We start from the raw sequence: 22413 nt of genomic DNA, 5'->3' as shown, positions 1-22413 counted from the left end.
CTACCTCCAGGGTAGCTTTTGTTTATTTATTTATTTTCCAAAGGTGTTACTTTTTTCTCCGGAGGTGTATCTACAATTTCTCCAAATTCATTTACCCAAGCCATCATGCTTTCTAAATCACCACCAGTGGAATTCTGCTGACGTTCTAGTTTACGTTGTTCTTTTTCTTCTTTTTTCTTTTGTCTATTCTTTTCTAGTTGCTTCTTCATGAAGGTAGCTTGAGATTTAGCCATAAATTCAATGTGTTAGTTAAAAAAATAACTTTTCTCTGTTCTTACCTGTTGTAGCCTGCGGAATGATCAATAATCATCGGGGCGAAGTATAATTTAATTCCTGGTTGGCAACGGATCAGCAACCTATAGAATATGAAACCCAATCAAAGGATAATTGGCAAGTAAATTAGAGAATAGTATAATGAATATCCCGTTTTGTACAAATATAAGAAAATTAAACTTAATAAGCTATAACCTATTTAGCTAAGGTAATGGTGTAGGTTGAAGTAGCTCTTACTCGCATGGGGAGAGTTGTAATTGCTTTTGCTTTAATGATTACATGGTATGTCTTTGTGGGATTAGTTATGAAGGTTCTTAAACTGTCGGGCACGATTACTGGAGTTAAGGCAAGTGCGCCAATAGTTCCACTAGAAGTAATTGTGGTATTTGCCAAATTTGCTAAGCTGCTATTTGCGGCGATTCTGAACTTTACAGATTCTAAATTTCCAAAGTTGTTCTTTGTGTCAAGGGAGTCTTTTCCTGAAGTGTCTTTTCCTATAAATGCCAAAGACAAATTCATACTTCTGAGTTTAGTAGATTTAATCTGATCAATGGTGTACTTATTTAATCCACTTTTTACTTCTTCTTCCAAATTAAGCGTGAAAGGAATTCCTGAAATAGGGGTGGTAGTAGTGATGCTATTTATTACTGGGATGTCAAAAAAAGCAGTGTCATTAACGATAATATCTTGTTCAATATTTTCTGATATTTTACTGCAGGAAATACATGTAGTAACAATAGAAAATAAAAGTATATTTATGGCTGTGTTTTTCATGATTTGCAAGGTAGTTTATATCTGTTAAAAACACTCAACTTATATTAAATTTGGTGTTTTTATTCTTCAGAATTATATTTTGTTGTTGTTTTTAAATTATTGATTTACAGTTGTGTTGTTTGTTTTTTGTTAAACTTATTATTTATCTATTTCGATTTTTCAGACTGATTCATGATGTAACAAACAGAATATAGTTTTGTTATATGTTTTTGTTGTTTTAATCATTCTGTTTGTCAGTTGTTTATGTTTATTTACATTAACTAATACTGCTGCTTGTCATAAGCGATCTTGAAATCTGCCCTCATACTCTTAAAACGTTCCACAACAGTGGAAATAAATACCTCATCAATAATCTGAAAAACTTCATTGGCTCCTCCACCTGTAAGATCAAGTTCCGACAATTTATAACTCTGTTCCAATGTTCCTTGTTCAAACTTTATAATATACTTTTGGTTCATATGAAACAAAGTGATTTTGCAATCCGGGTGTGGCAGTTCTGCTATTACTCTCATGTATTTTTATATTAAAAAAGGAGCTGTTATTACAGCTCCCTTACATTGTTTTTATTAAATTTTAACTCCCATTTCTTCCAATAAGAAATTTGCTTTGTCAATCTTTGAAGCTACCCATAGTACATAACGGATGTCTACACCAATCGATCTGCTATAGCTTTCATTCCATGCATAGTCATTAATTGTTGCACCATAGGCACGGTCAAAGTTTACTCCAATCAGTTCACCATATGCATTCATGATTGGTGAACCGGAATTGCCACCAGTGGTGTCCATATTATATAATAGTCCAACTGGAACATCGTTTAAATCCTTTTTAGCAAATGGGCCAAAATCTTTAGCCTCCCAGAGTTTTCTGATTTGAGCAGGGTAGTCAAACTCAGGGTTTCCTGTAGTGCCTTTCTCTAATATTCCTTTAATAGTGGTGTAAGGATGCATATAAGTAGCGTCAGCAGCCCAATATCCTCTTACATGACCATAAGTAAGTCGTAGTGTGCTGTTCGCATCAGGAATAAAGTCCTTTTTCAAAAACTTCTCCTTTACATTTACATAATCACCCATTAGTTTGTTCAGAATACCATCGCGCCTGTCTTTTTCAGGTTTTAATTGAGCAATCTGAGTCGAAATATCTTTTTCAAAGGATAAGATTTCATCGCTATAAGCGGAAATAGTTTTTGGAGAAGAAATTAGCGTGTTAAATACATAACTGGTATCTGTAAGCTTAGATTTAGCAAATGCATTGTTTATAAAATTCTCAATTGCCTGCTCTTTATTGGTAGATTTCCCTATAACTTTGTTAACTGCACTAACATATTGATCTGTGGAGAATTCAGACGCGTCAGTAAGCATCTTTTTAAAGATTTTTTTATCCACATCAATATCATAAGCATCATAGATCGCTGAAAGGAACTGCTTTAATCTCGATTTATTTTGAGTTAAAAATGCAGCTCTTTGGTTTTCCGGCTGTGCTTCCATTGCAGTTTTAAATACATTGATATTTCTTGATATGCCTAACAGACTGGTTGAATTATATATCTGAGTCAGCCAAAGATCTCTTTTTGCATCTCCATTAATCAATTTATAGAGGTTGTCAATATCTTCCATTAAACTACCGTAGCGGGCTTTAACATCAACATTACCATTGATGAATTTTGCAAGCGCTGCATCTTCGGTCTTTTTCTGCGAAATCAGGTCAATCCCTTTGAGACCTTGTAATTTACCTCTGTAGTTTTTCATTACATTGGCATTTCTCTTGATTCTTGTTGCCAGTTTTATTTCAGTAGCCTTGTCTTTCTTACCTGCATTTTCCATAGTTGTATTCTGGAAATCATATAGGTTTGATGTATAAGGTAATACATATTGCTGCTGGTATTCTATGAATTGGGCAGGACGGTGGCGAAAAGTTCTGCCGGGGTATCCCAGTATAAACACGAAATCTTCTTCATTTGTTCCTTTAGGGTTTACCTTAAGAAATTTTTTAGGTGTATATGGGATATTGTTTTTAGCATACTTAGCAGGAGAGCCATCAGGAGCTACATACGCACGCATAAAAGCAAAGTCTCCGGTATGACGCGGCCATACCCAGTTATCTGTTTCCCCACCATATTCGCCAATCTGACGATTTGGTACATATACCAATCTTACATCTTGTATGGTTTTATATCTGAATAATACATACGATTTACCAATGAACATTTCTGAAACCTCAGCCTGGATGCCAGGATCCTTTTGCTCTGCCTCCAAAGCAATATTTTTCATGGCATCATTAATCAGTTTTAACCTTGATGCTGGATCTGTAACTTGTGCTACTGCTCCTAAAACTCTATCAGATACATCTTCATAGCTATCTGTAATGCGACATGTTAAACCTTTAGCCTGTATTTCCTGTTCTTTTGTTTCTGCTACAAATCCATTTGTAAGATAATCATGTTCAGGTGTGCTTGCCTGTTGTACGGCACTAAAAGAGCAATGGTGATTGGTGATAATTAAGCCTTGATTAGAAATGAAGGAGCCAGTACAGCCACCTACGTTTACAAGGGCATCAACAAGACTTGTACCTTTAGGGTTGTATATTTCATTTTGGCTGATCTTTAATCCTGCTTTTTTCAGATCAACTTTGTGGATTTCGCTTAAAGGGAACATTCCTTCTTCCCAAGGCTTATAGCCCGACTGTAAGATGCCAATAGTGAGCAATACAATTGTTAATAAGGAGGTTACTAGAGTTTTCTTATTCATTCTAATTGATTTATAATAGTTAGTTTTAAAAGAAAATTCAATGCTAAATGAACTATTCTTTAAAAACACCAAATTTAATCAAATAAGTTGTTTGAAGCAGAAAAAGCTAAAGTACAGCTGTTAATGTTGTTTTGTATATGTTTTTTTTAAGTTTTAATTTGTTGATAATCAGAGTGTAGTGAGGGTGTGGCTTATGATTTGTATGAGTCTCCTATGACTCTCTTATGAGTCTTGTATGACTTTGTATGAGTAAAAGTCGTTTAAAATGCATTTAAAAGCCATTTTAATAGCTTATGTTTTATAACCCTATTCTTTGTTCTATTCTTTCAGCACATTTAATTGCTTCTGCAAGAATGTCTTCATTATCAATATCCTTATTTACATTTAGCGCAGTTAAACTGGAAACAGTTAAACAGGCAATAATTCCTGTGTTTCCTTTGCCGATTGGCACTGAAATATCAATTACACCTGCAGCCAGATCACTGGTGCGTATGTAAGCGCCCTTATCTTTTATCTCTTTTAAAGATTTGATAAATTTAACCTTCTCCTTATCAGTGAAAGCCTGGAAAATGGCATTGTTGTTAAAGATAGTTGTTTGTTCTGAATCAGGTAAATAAGAGAGCAGCACCTTTCCTGAAGCTGTTAAAAGCAGAGGGAATAGATTGCCTTCTTCAATAGATAAAGCAATCGGGCCCGGACTTTTAGCATGGAGAACTACCATCACCTGATTCATATATAATATACTAAGGTGGCAGGACTGCATAATCGTATTCGCCAGTTCTTCCAGGGGGTATTGTGAAGCTTTACGAAGTTCATCAACAGGAGAGTGACGGTGAGATAGATGGAAAAGTTTTAATGAAAGTCTGTATTTCCCTGAAACTTCGTCCCGCAAAATATAGCCTCTGCTTTCAAGACTCATTAGCATACGGTAAATCTCATTCGGACTTTTGTCTATTCCTGTAGCAATCTCCGTCTGAGAAAGTGGTATCGATTGGGAAGACAGGTATTCAAGAATATCAAGACCTTTGTCTAATGCAGGTGCCTGATATTTCACTTCTTTATCCTTCATAAAAACTTATATATGGTTTATTAAGCAAACATACTAAATGCTTTTTAATCATCATTCCTTAAATTGATGTACGAATTTACATAAAGATATACTTTCATATTTGAAATAAATATTTATATTTGAATTAATAACCATTTGTAAACCGAGATACTGTGTTATTTAAACTAAAAACAAATTTAGTTATAACAGGTGTTAATCTATCAATTTGAATGAGCAAGCTACTATACTTATTTGGTTTATTGTTACTTACAGTTCCGGTATATTCCCAGGGATTGAATGTTGATGCTTTGCGTTGCGAATATAAAACAAACCCACGAGGAGTAGAGTCAGCTTCACCAGTGTTTAGCTGGGAGCTAAAATCAACTGAAAGAAATATATTTCAGTCTGCATATCAGGTGCTGGTTGCTGATAATTTAAAGGCTTTATCAAAAAATACAGGTAACATCTGGGACTCTGGAAAAACTCCTTCAGATAAATCTATTCAGATACTTTATAAAGGCAAGGCTCTGGTTGGAGGGAAAGCTTATTACTGGAAAGTAAGAGTGTGGGACAATAAAGGGAAAATATCAGAATGGACTACGGTATCAAATTGGCAAATGGGGCTGTTAACGGCGGCCGACTGGAAAAATGCAAATTGGATTGCATATGAGAAACTTGCAGATTCGAACATTAATGTATTACCTAAAGACAATAAGAAAGACACCTATTTCGGAAGTAATGTATTGCCTCTTTTGCGTAAAGATTTTATAGTTAAGAAAGCTATCGCTAAAGCCAGCATGTTTATTAGCGGTTTGGGTCATTTTGAATTGAGTCTGAATGGGAAAAAGCAGGGGGATCATTTTTTAGATGCTGGTTGGGTAAAGTATGATAAGGAAGCTCTATATGTTAGTTTTGATGTCACCCACAGTTTATTGAAAGGTACAAACACTATTGGTGTGATGTTGGGGAATGGTTTCTATTATGTGCCACCAGTAAAGGGAAGGTTTAGGAAATCTAAGCCAGCTTTTGGTTTGCCCAAAATGATATGTCGTTTGTATATTGAATATAAGGATGGGACTACGGAAAATATCATCAGCGATAAAAGCTGGAAAACAGCATCCGGGCCAATTACTTTTTCAAGCATATATGGTGGTGAAGATTATGATGCTCGTTTAGAACAAAAAGGTTGGGATACACCATCTTTTAATGATAAACAATGGAAGCAGGTATTGGTGGTAGACGGCCCCCCGGAAATCAGATCACAACAAGCAGAACCGCTAAAAATATTTGAGAACTTTAGTGCAAAAAATATTGGTAAATTATCTGAAAAAGATTGGATTTATGATTTGGGTCAAAATGCTTCGGGTATAATCAGTCTTAAAGTAAAAGGTAAAAAGGGTGATACCATCAGAGTATATCCCGGCGAGTTGCTTAAAGATGGTAAAGTTAATCAGAAGCCTACCGGAAGCCCGTTTTATTTCGAATATGTATTAAATGGTGAAGGTGTTGAAATCTGGCAACCACGTTTTACTTATTATGGCTTTAGGTATCTTGAGGTTAGAGGTGCTGCACCATCAGGCAAGATTACAGGTGGGAAGCTACCGGAGGTATTGGAACTGAAAGGACTTCATACCCGTAACGCCGCAAAGAGGGCAGGTGAATTCAGTTCATCGAATGAGCTGTTTAATAAAACAGATGTTCTGATAGACTGGGCCATAAAAAGTAATATGGCAAGCGTATTTACCGATTGCCCACATAGGGAAAAATTAGGCTGGTTAGAGCAATCGCATCTAATGGTTTCTTCGGTAATGTATAATTATGATGTATCAACACTAGCCAATAAAGTGGTAAATGATGTGATCACATCGCAACTGGACAATGGATTAATTCCTGAAATTGCACCTGAATATATTCAGTTTACATGGGGTGGTGAAATGTTCCGTGATTCTCCTGAATGGGGAAGTACAGGAATTATTCTGCCATGGTATTTATATAAATGGTATGGTAATACAGAGATAATTAAAAAAGCTTATCCCACTATGCAGCGTTATATTGCCTATCTGCAGACAAAAGCTGAAGGTAATTTGCTGAAACAGGGTTTGGGTGATTGGTATGACATTGGTCCTGAACGTCCCGGAGTTTCGCAACAAACACCAAAAGGGGTTACAGGTACCGCTATCTATTATTATAACCTGAATTTAATGCAGAAGATGGCTTTATTGCTAGGGAAAACAGCAGATGCCAGCAATTATGCAAAGCTAGCTGAAACGGTAAAAGAGGCATTTAATACTAGTTTTTATAATGAGAGAACCGGACAATATGCAACAGGTAGCCAGGCTGCAAATGCTATGGCTATATATATGGAGTTGGTAGCACCAGAAAATAAAGCTAAAGTACTGGCAAATCTGATTAAAGATATCCGGGATAGGAACAACGCTTTAACAGCTGGAGATATCGGTTATCGTTATGTCTTAAGAGTATTGGAGCAAGAAAATCGTTCGGATGTGATATTTGATATGAACAGCAGAAGCGATGTTCCTGGTTATGGTTATCAACTGGCACATGGTGCTACAGCATTGACCGAATCATGGGCAGCATTACCGGAAGTATCCAATAACCACTTTATGCTCGGACATATTATGGAATGGTTTTACAGTGGACTTGCTGGAATCAGACAGGAAGAAGGCTCTGTGGCATTTAAAAATTTAAAGATTTATCCTCAACCTGTAGGTGATTTGACCAGTGCAAAAGGTAGTTATCAATCACCTTATGGATTAATTAGTTCCGAATGGAAAAAAACAGAGCAGTCGTTTGAGTTGTCTGTTACTATACCAGCCAATACCACCGCAGTAGTTTACCTGCCGGCAACAGAAAAACAGCAGCTTACTGAAAGTAATGTAACAGTTAAAGACAAAGCTGAAATTAAGTTAATTGGTTATGATCAGGGAAGAGCAATTTTACAAATCGGATCGGGGAGTTATACATTTAATGTTCAATAGTTTTAAGTATGAAGTGGCTAAGGGTTTTAAGTTTTACTTTCTTTATTTCGTCGGGAGTATTTGCACAATCGCAGAAAAATGATATTTCTGCTGCTAAAATGCAGGAACTATATGAAGAGGTTAAAACGCCTTATAAATATGGTTTGGTAATGGTACCAAAGGATGAACAACACAAGATGGACTGTCCGACTATATTTCGCGAAGGGAAGTATTGGTATATGACCTATCTGATTTATAGTGGCAGGGGGTATGAAACATGGCTATCAAAAAGTAAAGATTTGCTGAACTGGGAAAACATGGGGCGTCTCATGTCTTTCGGTGATGCAGGTAAATGGGATGATAACCAGAAAGCCGGATATAATGCTTTAACCTCCACTAAGTGGGGAGGCAACTATAAGCTGAGTAAATTTGATGGTAAATACTGGATGTCATACTTTGGTGGTAAAGAAAAGGGATATGAGACAGAACCACTTTCGATCGGAATGGCGTATACTGATAAAGAACCATGGGTTGCAAAGGAATGGACAAGAATGCCAGAGCCTGTTTTAAGTGCACTCGATAAAGATGTAAGGTGGTGGGAAAACAGGCACAAGCTTTTTAAAAGCAGTGTAATTGAAGATAAAAAGAAGCTTACGGGACATAGATTTGTGATGTATTATAATGCTGTGGGTGATTCTTTGAAGAACAATAAGAAAACAAGGTGGTATGAGCGGATAGGAATGGCAGTTTCTGATGATATGCGTCATTGGAAACGATTTAAGACGGATCCGGTGGTACACCATCCGGTGGGAATTACTGGTGATGGAGTAATTCAAAAGATTAAAGATACATGGGTAATGTTCTATTTTGGTGCCTTCTGGCAAGATAGAAAAGGAGGCTTTAACCGTTTTGCAGCATCAAAGGATTTAGTGAACTGGACAGACTGGACTGGTGATAACCTGGTTGAATCATCCGAACCTTATGATGAGTTGTATGCACATAAGTCATTTGTTTTAAAGCATAAAGGAGTAGTTTATCATTTTTATTGTGCAGTAAATAAGCAGGATCAGCGTGGCATTGCAGTAGCAACGTCAAAAGATTTAGGAAAGAGTAAAGTCGGATTTGTAAAGCCGGCTGATAAATAAGTTAAAGATACCGATATGATGTTAAGAAAGAGTCTTGTTTTGTTGTTAATGATGTGGGTTGGAATGCAAAGTGCCTATAGTCAACCGCGTCTGCGTCAGAATTTTAATCAGGACTGGAAGTTTTATTTAGGAGATGATGCGACTGCAAAATCAAATGATTTTAATGATCTTCAATGGAGAAGCCTCACTTTACCTCATGATTGGAGCATTGAAGGTAAGTTTGATATAAAGAATCCTGCTAAACCAGAGGGAGGCGGATTACCGACAGGAGTTGCATGGTACAGGAAATCGTTTACACTACCTGCATCATTGAAAAATAAGAACATTTTTATTGAGTTTGATGGTGTTTATAAGGACAGTGAAGTATGGATCAATGGTCAGTTCTTAGGCAAGCGTCCATTTGGTTATTCATCTTTCCACTATGAACTTACGAAGTATTTAAAACCCGGCAAAAATGTGATTGCGGTAAGGGTAGACAACTCTGCTCAGCCGGATTCCCGATGGTATTCAGGTTCTGGTATTTATAGGAATGTTTGGTTAACTTCTACGGAAAGTATTGCTATTGATCATTGGGGGACTTTTGTAAGTACACCTACTATAAGTAAAGAGGCTGCTAAAGTTAGCTTTAAAACCAAAATCAGAAATAAAACAGGGGTAAAAGGAAAGATTGATGTACTATCTCAGGTATTTAATGCAAAAGGCAAAATGGTTGCTTCTGTTAGAACGAATCAGCTTGGCTTAAAAGATAAATCATTTGATTTAGAACAATTTGCTGTTGTCAATCAACCTGAACTATGGTCAGTAAATAATCCTCATCTCTATAATGTAGTTACACAGATATTCTCAGGTAAAAGACTTGTAGATCGTTATGAAACACCTCTTGGTATCCGCTATTTCAATTTTGATGCAGCAAAAGGCTTTACATTAAATGGTGAGTATATGAAAATACTGGGTGTATGTATGCACCATGACCTTGGGGCTTTAGGTGCAGCAATAAATGTAAGGGCGATGGAGCGTCAGTTGGAAATATTAAAAGAAATGGGCTGTAATGCTATTCGTACAGCACATAATCCACCTGCACCGGAATTACTTGATCTGTGTGATAAAATGGGATTCCTGGTAATGGATGAGGCTTTTGATATGTGGAAGAAGAAGAAAAACTCAAAAGACTATCATTTGAATTTTGAAGAGTGGCATGCGGCAGATCTGCAGGATATGGTAAAGCGTGATAGAAATCATCCATCTATTATTTTATGGAGTATTGGAAATGAGATTCGTGAACAGTTTGATAGTACTGGTATTGCGATAACAAAAGAGTTGGTAAAACTGGTGAAAGATCTGGATACCACACGTCCGGTTTTATCGGCACTTACAGAAACTGATTCAACCAAAAACTTTATATATCAGGCTGGTGTATTGGATATCTATGGTCTGAATTATAACCATAAATTGTACAAGGACTTCCCTAAAAACTATCCCGGACAAAAATTCCTTGCAACAGAAACTACTTCTTCTTTAGATACACGCGGTTTTTACGATATGCCATCAGACAGTATTCGTCGCTGGCCAAAAGATGGTAAAACGAAATTTACTGAAGGGAATGCTGAATTTGCAGCTTCATCATATGATAATGTTTCGGCTTATTGGGGCTCAACACATGCCGAAACCTGGAAGGAGGCTAAGAAATATGACCACGTTTCTGGTTTGTTTGTGTGGACAGGTTTTGATTATCTGGGTGAGCCATTACCTTATCCATGGCCGGCAAGAAGTTCATACTTCGGAATTGTAGATCTGGCAGGCTTCCCTAAAGATGCTTATTATATGTATAAGAGCGAATGGACCAATAAGCCAGTATTACATGTGTTTCCACATTGGAACTGGACGGCTGGTAAAACAGTTGATGTCTGGGCTTATTTCAATAATGCTGATGAAGTAGAACTGTTTCTGAATGGTAAATCATTAGGTTCAAAAACTAAACAAGGGGAAGATTTACATGTGCAATGGCAGCTGAAATATGAACCAGGTGTGTTAAAAGCTGTGTCAAAGAAGAATGGTAAGGTTGTATTGGTAAAAGAGACTAAGACCGCTGGCAAGCCTGCAAAAATAGAATTAGTGGCCGACAGAAGTACAATTGCGGCAAATGGTACTGATCTCTCTTTTGTAACTGTGAGGATTTTAGATGAGCAAGGGAATTTGGTGCCTGATGCAGATAATCTGGTACAATTTAAACTAGAAGGTGAAGGGATTATTGCTGGGGTAGATAATGGATTTCAGGCAAGTCTGGAGCCTTTTAAGGCAGATTATCGCAAAGCATATCGCGGTTTGTGTTTAGCAATTGTACAGGCAAATAAAAAGGCAGGAAAATTAGAGCTAAGGGCTACTGCTAGCGGATTGGAGGCAGCGAGTTTGACAATTACTGTAAAGTAGAGATAATAAGAAAGAGATATAGGTCATGAGTGACAAAATAGTTTTAAAAGGAATAACTTGGAACCATAGTCGTGGATTTGTCCCGATGGTAGCCACAGCACAGCGGTTTTCAGAATTAAATCCGCAAGTAGAAATTACCTGGGAAAAAAGAAGCTTACAGGCTTTTGCCGATTTTTCTATACAACAGTTGGCAAAGCGTTTTGATTTATTGGTTATAGATCATCCATGGGCTGGATTTGCAGCAAAGACAGCTTCTATACTGCCTTTAGACCAGTATTTATCAAAACCTTATCTTGAAGATCAACGTAATAATACAGTTGGACATTCATTTGAGAGCTATGCTTATGATGGGCATCAGTGGGCTTTACCTATTGATGCTGCGACACCGGTAGCTTCTAGCAGGCCCGATTTATTAGAAAAGAATGGCTTTAAGTTGCCTGAATCTTTCGATGATTTGTTACAACTGGCAGATAAAGGATTGGTGGCCTTTGCCGGTATTCCTATTGATGTATTAATGAATTTTTATACTTTCTGCTGTTCATTGGGAGAAGATCCTTGTCAGATGGAAGATCTAATCGTTTCGAGAGATACTGGTATAAAAGCATTACAGATGTATCGTGAACTGGCTTCTAAAATTCATCCGGATAATTTTAAAAGAAATCCAATTCAGGTATACGAGGCAATGACTTTAACTGATTCAATTGCTTATTGTCCTTTTGCATATGGTTACTCTAATTATTCAAGACCTGGATATGCACGTAAGTTGCTGCATTTTCACGATATGATCTCCTTAGACGGGGAAAACAATCTGAGAAGTACATTGGGAGGGACAGGATTGGCAGTGTCATCAAGCTCAGCACATATAGAAATGGCAGTAAAGTATGCTGATTATGTTGCTTCATCAGCTTGTCAGCAAACTGTTTTCTTTGAAAATGGTGGTCAACCCGGGCATTTAAGTGCATGGGAAGATGCAGAAGTAAACAGAAAATCAAGTGATTTTTTTGCAAACACATTACCTGCTTTACAGCGCGCATTTTTACGTCCTCGTTATCATGGACACATGTTTTTTCAAGATCATGCTGGCGACATAGTCAGGGATTACCTGATGAATGGTGGTGCAGAATTGAAAGTGCTGGAAAGAATGAATAATTTATATATAGAATCGAGAAGCCTGGTATTATCATGAGAAAACCACTTGAAGGAATATTGATTTTAGAATTCTGTCAGTTTCTGGCAGGTCCATCTGCCGGATTAAAACTAGCAGATCTAGGAGCGCGTGTGATTAAAATTGAGCGTCCGGTAAAAGGGGATGCATGCAGACAGCTTGCTATTAAAAATCTCTTTATTGATGGAGATAGTTTGCTTTTTCATACCATCAATAGAAATAAAGATTCTTATGCAGCAGATTTAAAGAACCCGGAAGACCTTGCAATACTTAGGAAACTGATTGCTAAAGCAGATGTGCTGACCCATAATTTCAGACCTGGAGTAATGGAGAAAATTGGTCTGGATTATTTATCGGTACAAAGCATCAATCCAAAGATTGTATATGCAGCAGTTACAGGATATGGAACTGAGGGACCCTGGGCAGCAAAACCCGGACAAGATTTATTGGTGCAGTCTGTTTCTGGCTTAACACAACTTTCGGGTAGTAGTGAAGAAGGACCAGTGCCTTTCGGCTTATCGGTAACTGATATTATGTGTGGCAATCACCTTACACAAGGTATTTTAGCAGCATTGATTAAGCGTGCTAAAACAAAAAAGAGTGTGTTAGTTGAAGTGAGCTTGTTGGAATCAGCACTTGATGTGCAGTTCGAAGTGCTTACCACTTATTTAAATGATGGAAAGCAGCTACCTCAAAGAAGTAAAGTGAAAGGCAGTGCTCATGCTTATTTAAGTGCGCCTTATGGAATTTATAAGACTAAAGATGGTTACCTGGCACTGGCTATGGGAAATCTGAGCAAGATCAGTCAATTGATTGGTTGTGATATTTCAGAGTTGTATACTGACGCATCTGCTTCTTTCGACAATAGAGACGAAATATTGAAAGTATTAGGGGAGACTTTTATCAGTCAGAGCAACCAGTATTGGTTAGCTTTATTAGAGCCATCTGATATATGGTGTGCTGCGGTATTAAACTATAGAGAAGCAGTTGAATTGGAGGTGTTTAAAAGTCAGCAGATCACACAGAAGTTGAATTTAGAAGATGGACATACAATAACCACTACCAGAGGCCCAATTCGTATTGATGGGCATAAGCTTTACTCAGCTAAAGCAGCTCCTGAAATTGGTGCAGATAATAATAAGATTAATAAAGAATTTGATTTGATATAAATATGAAACCCCTGGAAGATTATTTAGTGGTAGATTTTAGCCAGTTTTTATCTGGCCCCTCAGCAAGTCTGAGGCTGGCAGATATGGGCGCAAGGGTGATTAAAATAGAGCGTACAGGAACTGGCGATATTTGTCGTACACTGTACACTTCCAATGTGGTCATGAATGGAGAATCATCGGTTTTTCATGCTATCAACAGAAATAAGGAAAGCTTTGAAGTAGACCTTAAAAATGAAGAAGATTGCAAAATGGTACGTGATCTGCTTAGAAAGGCTGATGTGATGATTCATAACTTCCGTCCGGGTGTGATGGAAAGATTAGGTTTTGATTATGCAACTGTTCAACAACTGAATAAAAGCATTATATATGCAGAGCTTTCGGGTTATGGAACAGATGGTGAGGGAAAAGGGAAGCCTGGTCAGGATTTATTATTACAGTCGGCAACTGGGTTAACCTGGTTAACAGGTAATGCAGGTAGTCCTGTAGCAATGGGACTTTCTATTGTTGATATGTTAGCGGGTTCTCACCTTGCTCAAGGAATTCTTGCTTGTTTATTCCGTAGATTGACAATAGCTAATGATAATGATGGGGCTGGAGAAGGAGCATTGGTACAGGTAAGTATGATTGAGTCAGCCTATGATTTTCAATTTGAAACGATCACAACTTTTATGAATGATGGTGGAGAACTCCCTGAACGTACAATACAAAATAATGCGAATGCTTATCTTGGTGCACCATATGGTATATATAAAACTGCAAACGGTTTTATAGCACTTGCCATGGGGTCAATTCCAGTATTGAGCAGTTTGTTAGGTTGTAAAGCTATGGAAGGATATACTGAGCCCGCGGAAGCATTTGACAAACGAGATGAAATTAAAGCAATCCTTGCTGAGCATTTACAAACAGGAACCACAGAAAGCTGGCTTGAAGTATTAGAACCAGCAGATATCTGGTGTTCTGATGTTTTGAACTGGAATCAATTAATGGAGCATGAGGGGTTTAAAGCCTTAAATATGATTCAGGAAGTGGAAATGATAGACGGTTATCGTTATGAAACTACACGTTGTCCGATACGGATTGATGGAGATTTGCTGGTTTCTTCCAAAGGTTCCCCTAAATTAGGGCAGGATAATGAAAATATCATTAACCAGTTTGTAACTGTAAAATCAAATGTTGATGGATAAAAACGAAGTTTTCAGGATAGCTGTTCGTAAGTTTGCTCCTTTTGAGTCTGCCATGCAAAAGGTATGGGATAAATATTGCCTTTATTCTGGTTGTAATCTAAAAGCCGAACTGGTACCATTAGATTTACACGATCTTCATGAGCATACTTTATTGAATAAGGGGTTGAAGAATGGTGACTGGGATGTTGCTCATATTAATACGGATTGGTTATTTGAGGGATATTCTTATGGTGCTTTTGAAAACCTTACACCATTTATCGCAAAACAAACTCCTGATGCCTTCCCGGAGGGCTGGAGTAATTCATTGTTAGCTTCACAACAGTTTAATGACCAGATCTTTGGTTTGCCATTTCATGATGGTCCTGAATGTTTAATTTATAGAAAAGATCTTTTTGAGGATAAGACAGAACAGGAGTGTTATTTAGCAAGATATGGCAAAGCGCTTAAGGTTCCTGAAACCTGGGAGGATTTTATGCAGGTTGCCAGTTATTTTAACCGCCCGGAACAAAATTTGTTTGGGACGGCATTTGCTTGCTATCCGGATGGACACAACACGGTATTTGACTTTTCCCTGCAACTCTGGAGCCGTGGAGGAACATTGATAGACGAAGAGGGGAAGGTGAATGTAAATTCTGCTCCAGCTATTGAAGGACTTGAGTTTTATCGTGCAGCAGTAAAAGACAAGGGAATTACACATCCGGGTTCAGTTGATTTCGATTCGGTTAGGGCCGGAGCAGCTTTTGCAAGAGGAGAAGTTGCAATGATGATCAATTGGTTTGGTTTTGCTTCAGTGTGTGAGGTTGATCCGGCTTCGGCTGTGAAAGGAAAAGTAGAAGTGGCTTTACTACCTGCTGCTCCCGGCAGTAAATCTGCTTCTTTAAATGTTTATTGGCTATACACCATAGGTGCAGGCAGCCAGCATAAGCAGGTGGCCTATGATTTTATTCGTTTTGCAGTGAACGAGACTAACGATAAACTATTGACCCTTGAAGGAGGTATCGGTTGCCGCATTTCAACATGGAAAGATGCAGAGATTAATCATGTTGTACCTTATTACCATAAGTTAGAGCAACTGCATGAAGGTGCTAAGACATTACCTCAGAAGAGCAATTGGGCAGAAATTGCTGAAATAATTGATGGGATGGTATTAAACGTTTTAAATTCTGAACTGGCGATTGCTGATATTGTAAAAGAGAGTCAGGATAAGATTAATTTAATTGATAAATAAACTTCTATGGAGATTATATATAAACCTCAGCTACCTGAAACTATACAACCTGTTATCATTATTGGTGCTGGCGGTATTGTAGCAGATGCTCATCTTCCAGCATATAAAAAGGCTGGATTTATGGTTCATGGTATTGTGAACCGTACTAAAGCAAAGGCTGAGAAACTAGCTGCGGCATTTCAAATTCCAAATGTTTATGAATCTGTTGCCGAAGCTGTGGCTAAAGCTCCGGCAAATGCAGTCTACGATCTTACTATTATGCCTGAGCAATATATTGAGGTATTGGAACAATTACCTGATGGTGCAGCTGTGTTGATCCAAAAGCCTATGGGGGATCACTTTAAGCAGGCAAATGAGATTTTGCAGTTATGCAGAAAAAAGAAACTGATTGCTGCGATTAACTTCCAGCTTCGCTTTGCACCTTTTGTAAGTGCGGCAAGATATATGATCGAACAGGGAATGATCGGAGAATTATATGATATGGAAGTACGGGTTACTATTAAAACACCATGGGAGATTTTTCCACATGTAATGGTACATCCAAGATTGGAAATTCTTTACCATAGTATTCATTATGTGGATTTACTTCGTTCCTTTCTGGGCGACCCGAAAACGGTCATGGCCAAAACCTTAAAACATCCTGCTAAACCACTTTCTTCTTCCCGTTCTACTATTTTACTTGATTACGGAGATACGATGCATGCGGTAATCAATACCAACCATGACCATGATTTTGGGGCACATAATCAGGAGTGTTTCATCAAATGGGAAGGTACAAAAGGGGCGATAAAGGCAAGTGTGGGGCTTTTGATGGACTACCCACATGGTATACCTGATGTATTTGAATATTGCCTGAAAGATGAAAGTTCATCTGAATGGAAGCGGCTGGAGTTGGAAGGTTCATGGTTTCCAGAGGCATTTATTGGTACAATGGCTAATTTAATGAGGTGTAAAGAAGGTTCATCTGATGTGCTGTATACAAGTGTGGAAGACGTGATTAAGACTATGGCGGTAGTAGAAAGTGCTTATATCTCCAGCGAAATAGGTGGTGTAAAACTAGATGAGCAATTTAAAAACAATTAGAACACATTATAGAATATGTATTTCAGATCGATATTTTTTGAAGATTATCAGTTAGAAGAAAAACGGGTAACATTAGGAAGAACCATTACAGAAACAGATTTTGTTGTTCATGCAGGACATACGGGAGACTTTTTTCCTCATCATATGGATGAAGAATGGTGTAAAACACAACCATTTAAGCATAGGATTGCACACGGAACAATGATTTTCAGTATAGGTATTGGTTTAACAGCATCAGAGATTAATCCGGAAGCATTCTCTAAAGGATATGACCGTTTGCGTTTCGTTAAACCGGTATACATTGGTGATACCATCCATTCGGAAATTACCATTTCTGAAAAAGCAGATGCTAAGAAACCAGAGTACGGTACTGTAACTGAGCATGTAGAAATTAAAAACCAGCATGGTGAAGTAGTTCTGGTATGTGATCACCTGTTGCTGGTTAAGAAGAACGCATAGTGTAAAGCCAATTTTTAAAAGATCAAACCTAATACAACCAATATATGAACCATACAACAGAGCAGGTTGAAATTGTCAATGGAGGACCGCGAGCAGGTAAGAAATATTTAGTGCCATTTATTTTGGTAGTGAGTTTATTTTTTCTGTGGGGGATGGCACATAATCTGGATTCGATATTAATTCCTCATTTGAAAAAGGCTTGTAATTTAAATAACAGGCAATCTACATTAATAGATACCTCAGTATTTATGGCTTATTTTCTAATGGCTATTCCAGCTGGTATGATTCTGAAAAAATGGGGTTACAAAGCCAGTATGGTTATTGGTTTATTGGTATTTGCTTTGGGAGCATTTTTATTTGTACCAGCTGCAAATCAATTGTCTTATACTACGTTTCTGATTGCTTTATTTATCATTGGTTGTGGATTGACCATTTTAGAAACCTCTGCAAATCCTTATGCTGCTGTTTTAGGTGATCCAAATAAAGCTACGAGCAGACTAAACCTTGCGGCATCATTTAATGGTTTGGCAGCTATGGTTGCACCATTTATTGGTTCAATGTTTATCCTTTCAGGGAAATCGCATACTCAGGATGAGCTTTTGGCAATGACAGATGTTGCGCGCAATAGTTATTTTATGGAAGAAGCAGCTTCTGTGAAGATGCCGTACATCATTCTAGGTGTAGTATTGGTAGCTATAGCTATTATCTTTTATTTTGTGAATCTCCCTGAAATAAAAACAAAAAGTACTGACGGCATAGCTAAAGGTAGTTTCTTTGGAGCCTTACGTCACAGACACTTAAGGTGGGCGGTAGTTGCACAATTCTTTTATGTTGGTGCGCAGGTCTGTGTTACCAGTTTCTTTATCCGGATGGCGCAGCAGGGGGCGGGTTTTGATGAGAAAACAGCCGCTTATTATCTGGCTATATATGGCTTACTTTTTACAGTTGGTCGTTTTGCCGGAACTGCAATGTTACAATTCATTTCTTCTCATAAATTGCTGGCAATCTATTCTGCAATTTCAGTATTATTAAGTGCTGTGGCTATTTTTGGTAATGGAGCTTATGTGGTATATGCCTTAGGAGCCATTGGTTTCTTTATGTCGATTATGTTTCCAACCATATTTGCTTTAGGAATTGAGGGTATTGGTGATGATACCAAGCCAGGCTCATCATGGTTGATTATGTCTATTGTAGGTGGAGCAATACTTCCGTACGCAATGGGTACACTGATTGATTTAAATAGTGACAACATTCAGATGGGGTATAGCATTCCATTGGTTTGTTATCTGATCATTTTGTATTTCGGATTAAGAGGCTATAAAATTGCTCACAGATAAAAGGATTGTTTATGAGTTTTAAAGGAAAAGGGATTTTATTGGCTTTTGTAATTTGGTATAACCTGACAGCAATGTCAGTACATGCTCAAAACTACAATAAAACTAAACCCTGGGTATTGTGGCATTGGGTTCAGGCCGGGGTTTCAAAGCCTGGAATTACAGCTGATCTTGAAGCTATGAAAACAGCAGGTATTGGAGGTGCATACCTCATGTCTATAAAAGGAGTAGGTAACCCACCCTTGTTTAGTCCGCCAGCTCAGCAGTTAACCCCCGAATGGTGGGCTATGGTAACTTTTGCCATGCAGGAAGCTAAGCGTCTGGATTTAAAACTGGGTATGCATGTAAGTGACGGTTTTGCTCTTGCTGGTGGTCCATGGATCACTCCTGAACTTTCTATGCAGAAGGTGGTGTCTACTCAATTGAATATTAAGGGTGGTAAGACTTCGAATATTAAGTTGGAACAACCTCAAACTCTTGAGAATTATTACAAAGATATTGCTGTTTACGCTTACCCATCTACAGAGGGTGCCGGTATTTCTACACGTACAATTGTTCCAAAGATAAGCACCAGTAATGGTAACGATGCAAGCGGATTGGTTATTCCCGGGAATAAAAAGAACTTTGGTAGTAATGAGTCATGCTGGATTCAGTATGATTTTGAACATCCGTTTACAGCCAGGACTATAACCATTAAAACAGGTGGAAATAATTATCAGGCGCAGCGTCTGGAAGTACAAATTAGTAACGATGGAAAGGTTTTTCGTTCTATAGGTCGCTTAGTACCACCACGTCATGGCTGGCAGGATACTGATGCTGATGTTACGCATTCTATTAAAGCAGTTACAGCGAAGCATTATCGTTTTGTATATGATAAAACCGGTTCAGAGCCTGGAGCCGAGGATTTGGATGCCGCTAAGTGGAAACCATCTTTAAAATTGGTCAACCTGGAGTTGTCTGCTGAAGCTCGTATTAATCAATATGAGGGAAAATCAGGAGCAGTATGGCGAATTGGTAAACGTAGTACAGCAGAAGAAGTTCCTGAAAAGTCATGTGTGCCTTTGCATAAAATGATTAACCTTACTTCAAAATTAAATGCCGATGGTAGTTTAAATTGGAATGCCCCAAAAGGAGATTGGACAATATTAAGGATAGGACATACCTCTACAGGTCATACTAATGCAACTGGTGGAGGTGGTAAAGGACTTGAATGTGATAAGTTTAATCCTGTGGCTGTGAAGTTACAATTTGATAGCTGGTACGGTGAAGCATTAAAACGCGGAGGGCCAGAGATTGCATCTAAAGTGCTGACCGACTTATTTATTGAGAGTTGGGAATGTGGTAGCCAGAACTGGTCGCCCGTAATTGCTGAGGAATTTAAAAAGCGAAGAGGTTATGATATGATGCCATATCTGCCTGCAATAATTGGTGTACCTGTACAAAGTGCAGCAGCTTCTGAAGGCTTTCTATACGATTTGCGTAAAACCATTTCAGAACTGATTATTGATCAGTTTTATACAACTATTGCTACTCTTACTAAAGAAAAAGGAATTACTCTTGTAGCAGAAAGTGTAGCCCCAACTATGACCAGCGATGGTTTGCTGCATTTTAAAACAGTTGATGTACCAATGGGTGAATTTTGGTTAAATAGTCCGACTCACGATAAACTGAACGACATTATGGATGCCATTTCAGGTGCGCATATATACGGGAAAAATATTGTGCAAGCCGAAGCTTTTACAACTGTGCGTATGGATTGGAGCGAGCATCCAGGGAATATAAAAACTTTGCAAGACCGGAATTATGCCTTGGGAATCAATAAATTGATCTATCATGTGTATGTTCATAACCCTTGGATGGATAGAAAACCAGGGATGACACTTGATGGTGTAGGGCTGTATTTTCAGCGCGACCAAACCTGGTGGAAACCTGGGAAAGCATGGGTAGATTATGCGGAACGTGCACAAGTACTGTTGCAGCAAGGTAAACCGGTAGCGGATATTGCTGTTTTTATTGGTGATGAAATCCCTAGGAGGTCTGTATTGCCAGATCGTTTAGTTCCCTTTTTACCTGGTATTTTTGGAAAGGATGTAGTAGAAGCGGAGCGTGTTAGATTGTTGAATGCCGGACAACCATTAAGGCAAAAGCCAGCTGGAGTAAATCATTCGGCTAATATGGCTGATCCTGAAAATTGGGTAAATCCTCTACGTGGTTATGCTTATGACTCTTTTAATCCTGATGTATTGAGCTCTGCTGTTGTTAAAGATAAAAGGGTAGTATTTGCTAGCGGTGCCAATTATGCGATATTAGTCATTCCGGGTAAAACTGCAATGAATCCGAATTATCAATATATGAACTTCGAAACACTGAAGCAATTATTGAATTTGGTAAAAGCCGGGGCAACGGTATTGTTGAATGAGAAGCCTCTATATCAAACGGGACGGAAACAGGTTAATGCTGCTGACTTTAAAGCCTTAGTTGATGAGTTATGGAAACCTGGTAAATTAGGTGAAGGACGAGTAGTTATAGGACCTTATCAGGATGAAACATTCACTGCCTTAGGATTAGATCGGGATTTGGTTTTAAAAGATTTAGGGTATGATTCTTATGCCAAAGGTATAGCCTATACACATCGGAAAACGGAAAGTAAGGATGTTTATTTTATTGCAAATCAATTGAATAAAGATCGTTTGTTAAATGTTTCATTTAGGATTTATGATGTTAATGGTGCTCCAGAGTTTTACGACGCTGTTACAGGTAAAGCTAGGAAAGCTAAAGATTGGAAATTTGTAAATGGCAGGTTGGAAATGCAGCTTGAATTAGCTGCCAATGCTTCTGTATTTTTAACTTTTGACCATAATGCTGTTTCAGAAAGTCCAGCTATCGGTCAAGCTAATTTTGATGTGTTTAACACGGTACAGGTATTAAAAGGAGATTGGGGAGTTAGTTTTGATGCCAGTTATGGTGGACCGTCAAAGCCATTGGTATTTAAAGAACTTCAGGACTGGAGCAAAAATGCTGATTCACTTGTCAGGTATTATTCAGGAACTGCTATCTATACCAAAGACTTTAATTATAATAAGGGCAAACAACAGCAAACCTTTCTGGATTTGGGTAAAATCGCCGATATCGCATCAGTAAAAGTAAATGGTGTGGATTGTGGAACAGTATGGACTCCCCCTTATCGGGTAGACATTAGCAAAGCACTTAAAGCAGGAAAAAATCAGTTAACTATAGAAGTAAGCAATACCTGGGCAAATCGACTGATTGGGGATCAGCGTCTTCCTGAAAATAAAAGAATCACCAAAACTACAGCACCTTATAGGCTTGAAGGTAAACCTTTACTGAAGGCTGGTCTGTTAGGGCCTGTAAGTATTCAGGTTATTAAGTAAATTATAA

Annotated in this window: 16 protein-coding genes; 11 read left to right on the top strand and 5 right to left on the bottom strand. The window is 38.0% G+C overall.

Features of this window, described 5'->3' with window-relative positions; genetic code table 11:
* Nucleotides 1–26: 26 nt before the first annotated feature.
* The 5 genes from ABDJ41_RS06805 to ABDJ41_RS06785 all read right to left on the bottom strand — a co-directional run bounded on the left by ABDJ41_RS06805 (nt 27) and on the right by ABDJ41_RS06785 (nt 4863).
* Entirely contained in the window at nt 27–209 is a 183-nt protein-coding gene (locus ABDJ41_RS06805; RefSeq protein WP_349785113.1) for a hypothetical protein, read from the bottom strand.
* Nucleotides 210–468: 259 nt separating this feature from the next.
* Nucleotides 469–1047, bottom strand: coding sequence for a hypothetical protein (locus ABDJ41_RS06800; protein WP_349785112.1), 579 nt, complete (start codon nt 1045–1047; stop codon nt 469–471).
* A 260-nt stretch (nt 1048–1307) separates the two neighbouring features.
* The gene (locus ABDJ41_RS06795) at nt 1308–1559 is read right to left on the bottom strand and encodes a hypothetical protein (RefSeq protein WP_349785111.1); all 252 of its coding nucleotides are present in this window, start codon (nt 1557–1559) and stop codon (nt 1308–1310) included.
* Nucleotides 1560–1613: 54 nt separating this feature from the next.
* Nucleotides 1614–3794 carry a S46 family peptidase gene (locus ABDJ41_RS06790; RefSeq protein ID WP_349785110.1) on the bottom strand — a complete coding sequence of 727 codons (2181 nt, stop codon included), beginning with the start codon at nt 3792–3794 and terminating at the stop codon, nt 1614–1616.
* A gap of 298 nt (nt 3795–4092) precedes the next feature.
* On the bottom strand, nt 4093–4863 hold the full coding sequence (locus ABDJ41_RS06785) for an IclR family transcriptional regulator (RefSeq protein ID WP_349785109.1): 771 nt from the start codon (nt 4861–4863) through the stop codon (nt 4093–4095).
* 209 nt (nt 4864–5072) lie between these two features.
* Here ABDJ41_RS06785 and ABDJ41_RS06780 point away from each other — a divergent pair, with 209 nt between their 5' ends.
* The 11 genes from ABDJ41_RS06780 to ABDJ41_RS06730 are packed head-to-tail and all read left to right on the top strand — an operon-like array spanning nt 5073 to nt 22406.
* Nucleotides 5073–7841: a glycoside hydrolase family 78 protein gene (locus ABDJ41_RS06780; RefSeq protein WP_349785107.1), complete on the top strand. Its 2769-nt coding sequence runs from the start codon at nt 5073–5075 to the stop codon at nt 7839–7841.
* An 8-nt stretch (nt 7842–7849) separates the two neighbouring features.
* Complete coding sequence (locus ABDJ41_RS06775) at nt 7850–8965, top strand: glycoside hydrolase family protein (protein ID WP_349785106.1); 1116 nt, start codon at nt 7850–7852, stop codon at nt 8963–8965.
* Nucleotides 8966–8980: 15 nt separating this feature from the next.
* On the top strand, nt 8981–11392 hold the full coding sequence (gene galB / locus ABDJ41_RS06770; protein ID WP_349785104.1) for a beta-galactosidase GalB: 2412 nt from the start codon (nt 8981–8983) through the stop codon (nt 11390–11392).
* A 25-nt stretch (nt 11393–11417) separates the two neighbouring features.
* Entirely contained in the window at nt 11418–12578 is a 1161-nt protein-coding gene (locus ABDJ41_RS06765; protein ID WP_349785103.1) for an extracellular solute-binding protein, read from the top strand.
* Complete coding sequence (locus ABDJ41_RS06760) at nt 12575–13726, top strand: CaiB/BaiF CoA transferase family protein (RefSeq protein WP_349785102.1); 1152 nt, start codon at nt 12575–12577, stop codon at nt 13724–13726. The genes ABDJ41_RS06765 and ABDJ41_RS06760 overlap by 4 nt, the downstream gene beginning before the upstream one ends.
* Nucleotides 13727–13728: 2 nt before the next feature.
* Nucleotides 13729–14910, top strand: coding sequence for a CaiB/BaiF CoA transferase family protein (locus ABDJ41_RS06755; protein WP_349785100.1), 1182 nt, complete (start codon nt 13729–13731; stop codon nt 14908–14910).
* On the top strand, nt 14903–16138 hold the full coding sequence (locus ABDJ41_RS06750; protein WP_349785098.1) for an extracellular solute-binding protein: 1236 nt from the start codon (nt 14903–14905) through the stop codon (nt 16136–16138). Before ABDJ41_RS06755 ends, ABDJ41_RS06750 begins: the two co-directional genes overlap by 8 nt.
* A gap of 6 nt (nt 16139–16144) precedes the next feature.
* Complete coding sequence (locus ABDJ41_RS06745) at nt 16145–17221, top strand: Gfo/Idh/MocA family protein (RefSeq protein WP_349785097.1); 1077 nt, start codon at nt 16145–16147, stop codon at nt 17219–17221.
* Nucleotides 17222–17236: 15 nt separating this feature from the next.
* Nucleotides 17237–17680, top strand: coding sequence for a MaoC/PaaZ C-terminal domain-containing protein (locus ABDJ41_RS06740; protein WP_349785096.1), 444 nt, complete (start codon nt 17237–17239; stop codon nt 17678–17680).
* A 44-nt stretch (nt 17681–17724) separates the two neighbouring features.
* A complete protein-coding gene (gene fucP, locus ABDJ41_RS06735; protein ID WP_349785095.1) occupies nt 17725–19017 on the top strand; it encodes an L-fucose:H+ symporter permease in 1293 nt (430 codons plus the stop codon).
* Nucleotides 19018–19028: 11 nt separating this feature from the next.
* Complete coding sequence (locus ABDJ41_RS06730) at nt 19029–22406, top strand: glycosyl hydrolase (protein WP_349785094.1); 3378 nt, start codon at nt 19029–19031, stop codon at nt 22404–22406.
* Nucleotides 22407–22413: the final 7 nt, after the last annotated feature.

It is taken from the genome of Pedobacter sp. ASV1-7, from assembly GCF_040203335.1.
GTDB lineage: Bacteria > Bacteroidota > Bacteroidia > Sphingobacteriales > Sphingobacteriaceae > Pedobacter.
This window is presented reverse-complemented; position numbering and strand designations above follow the sequence as displayed.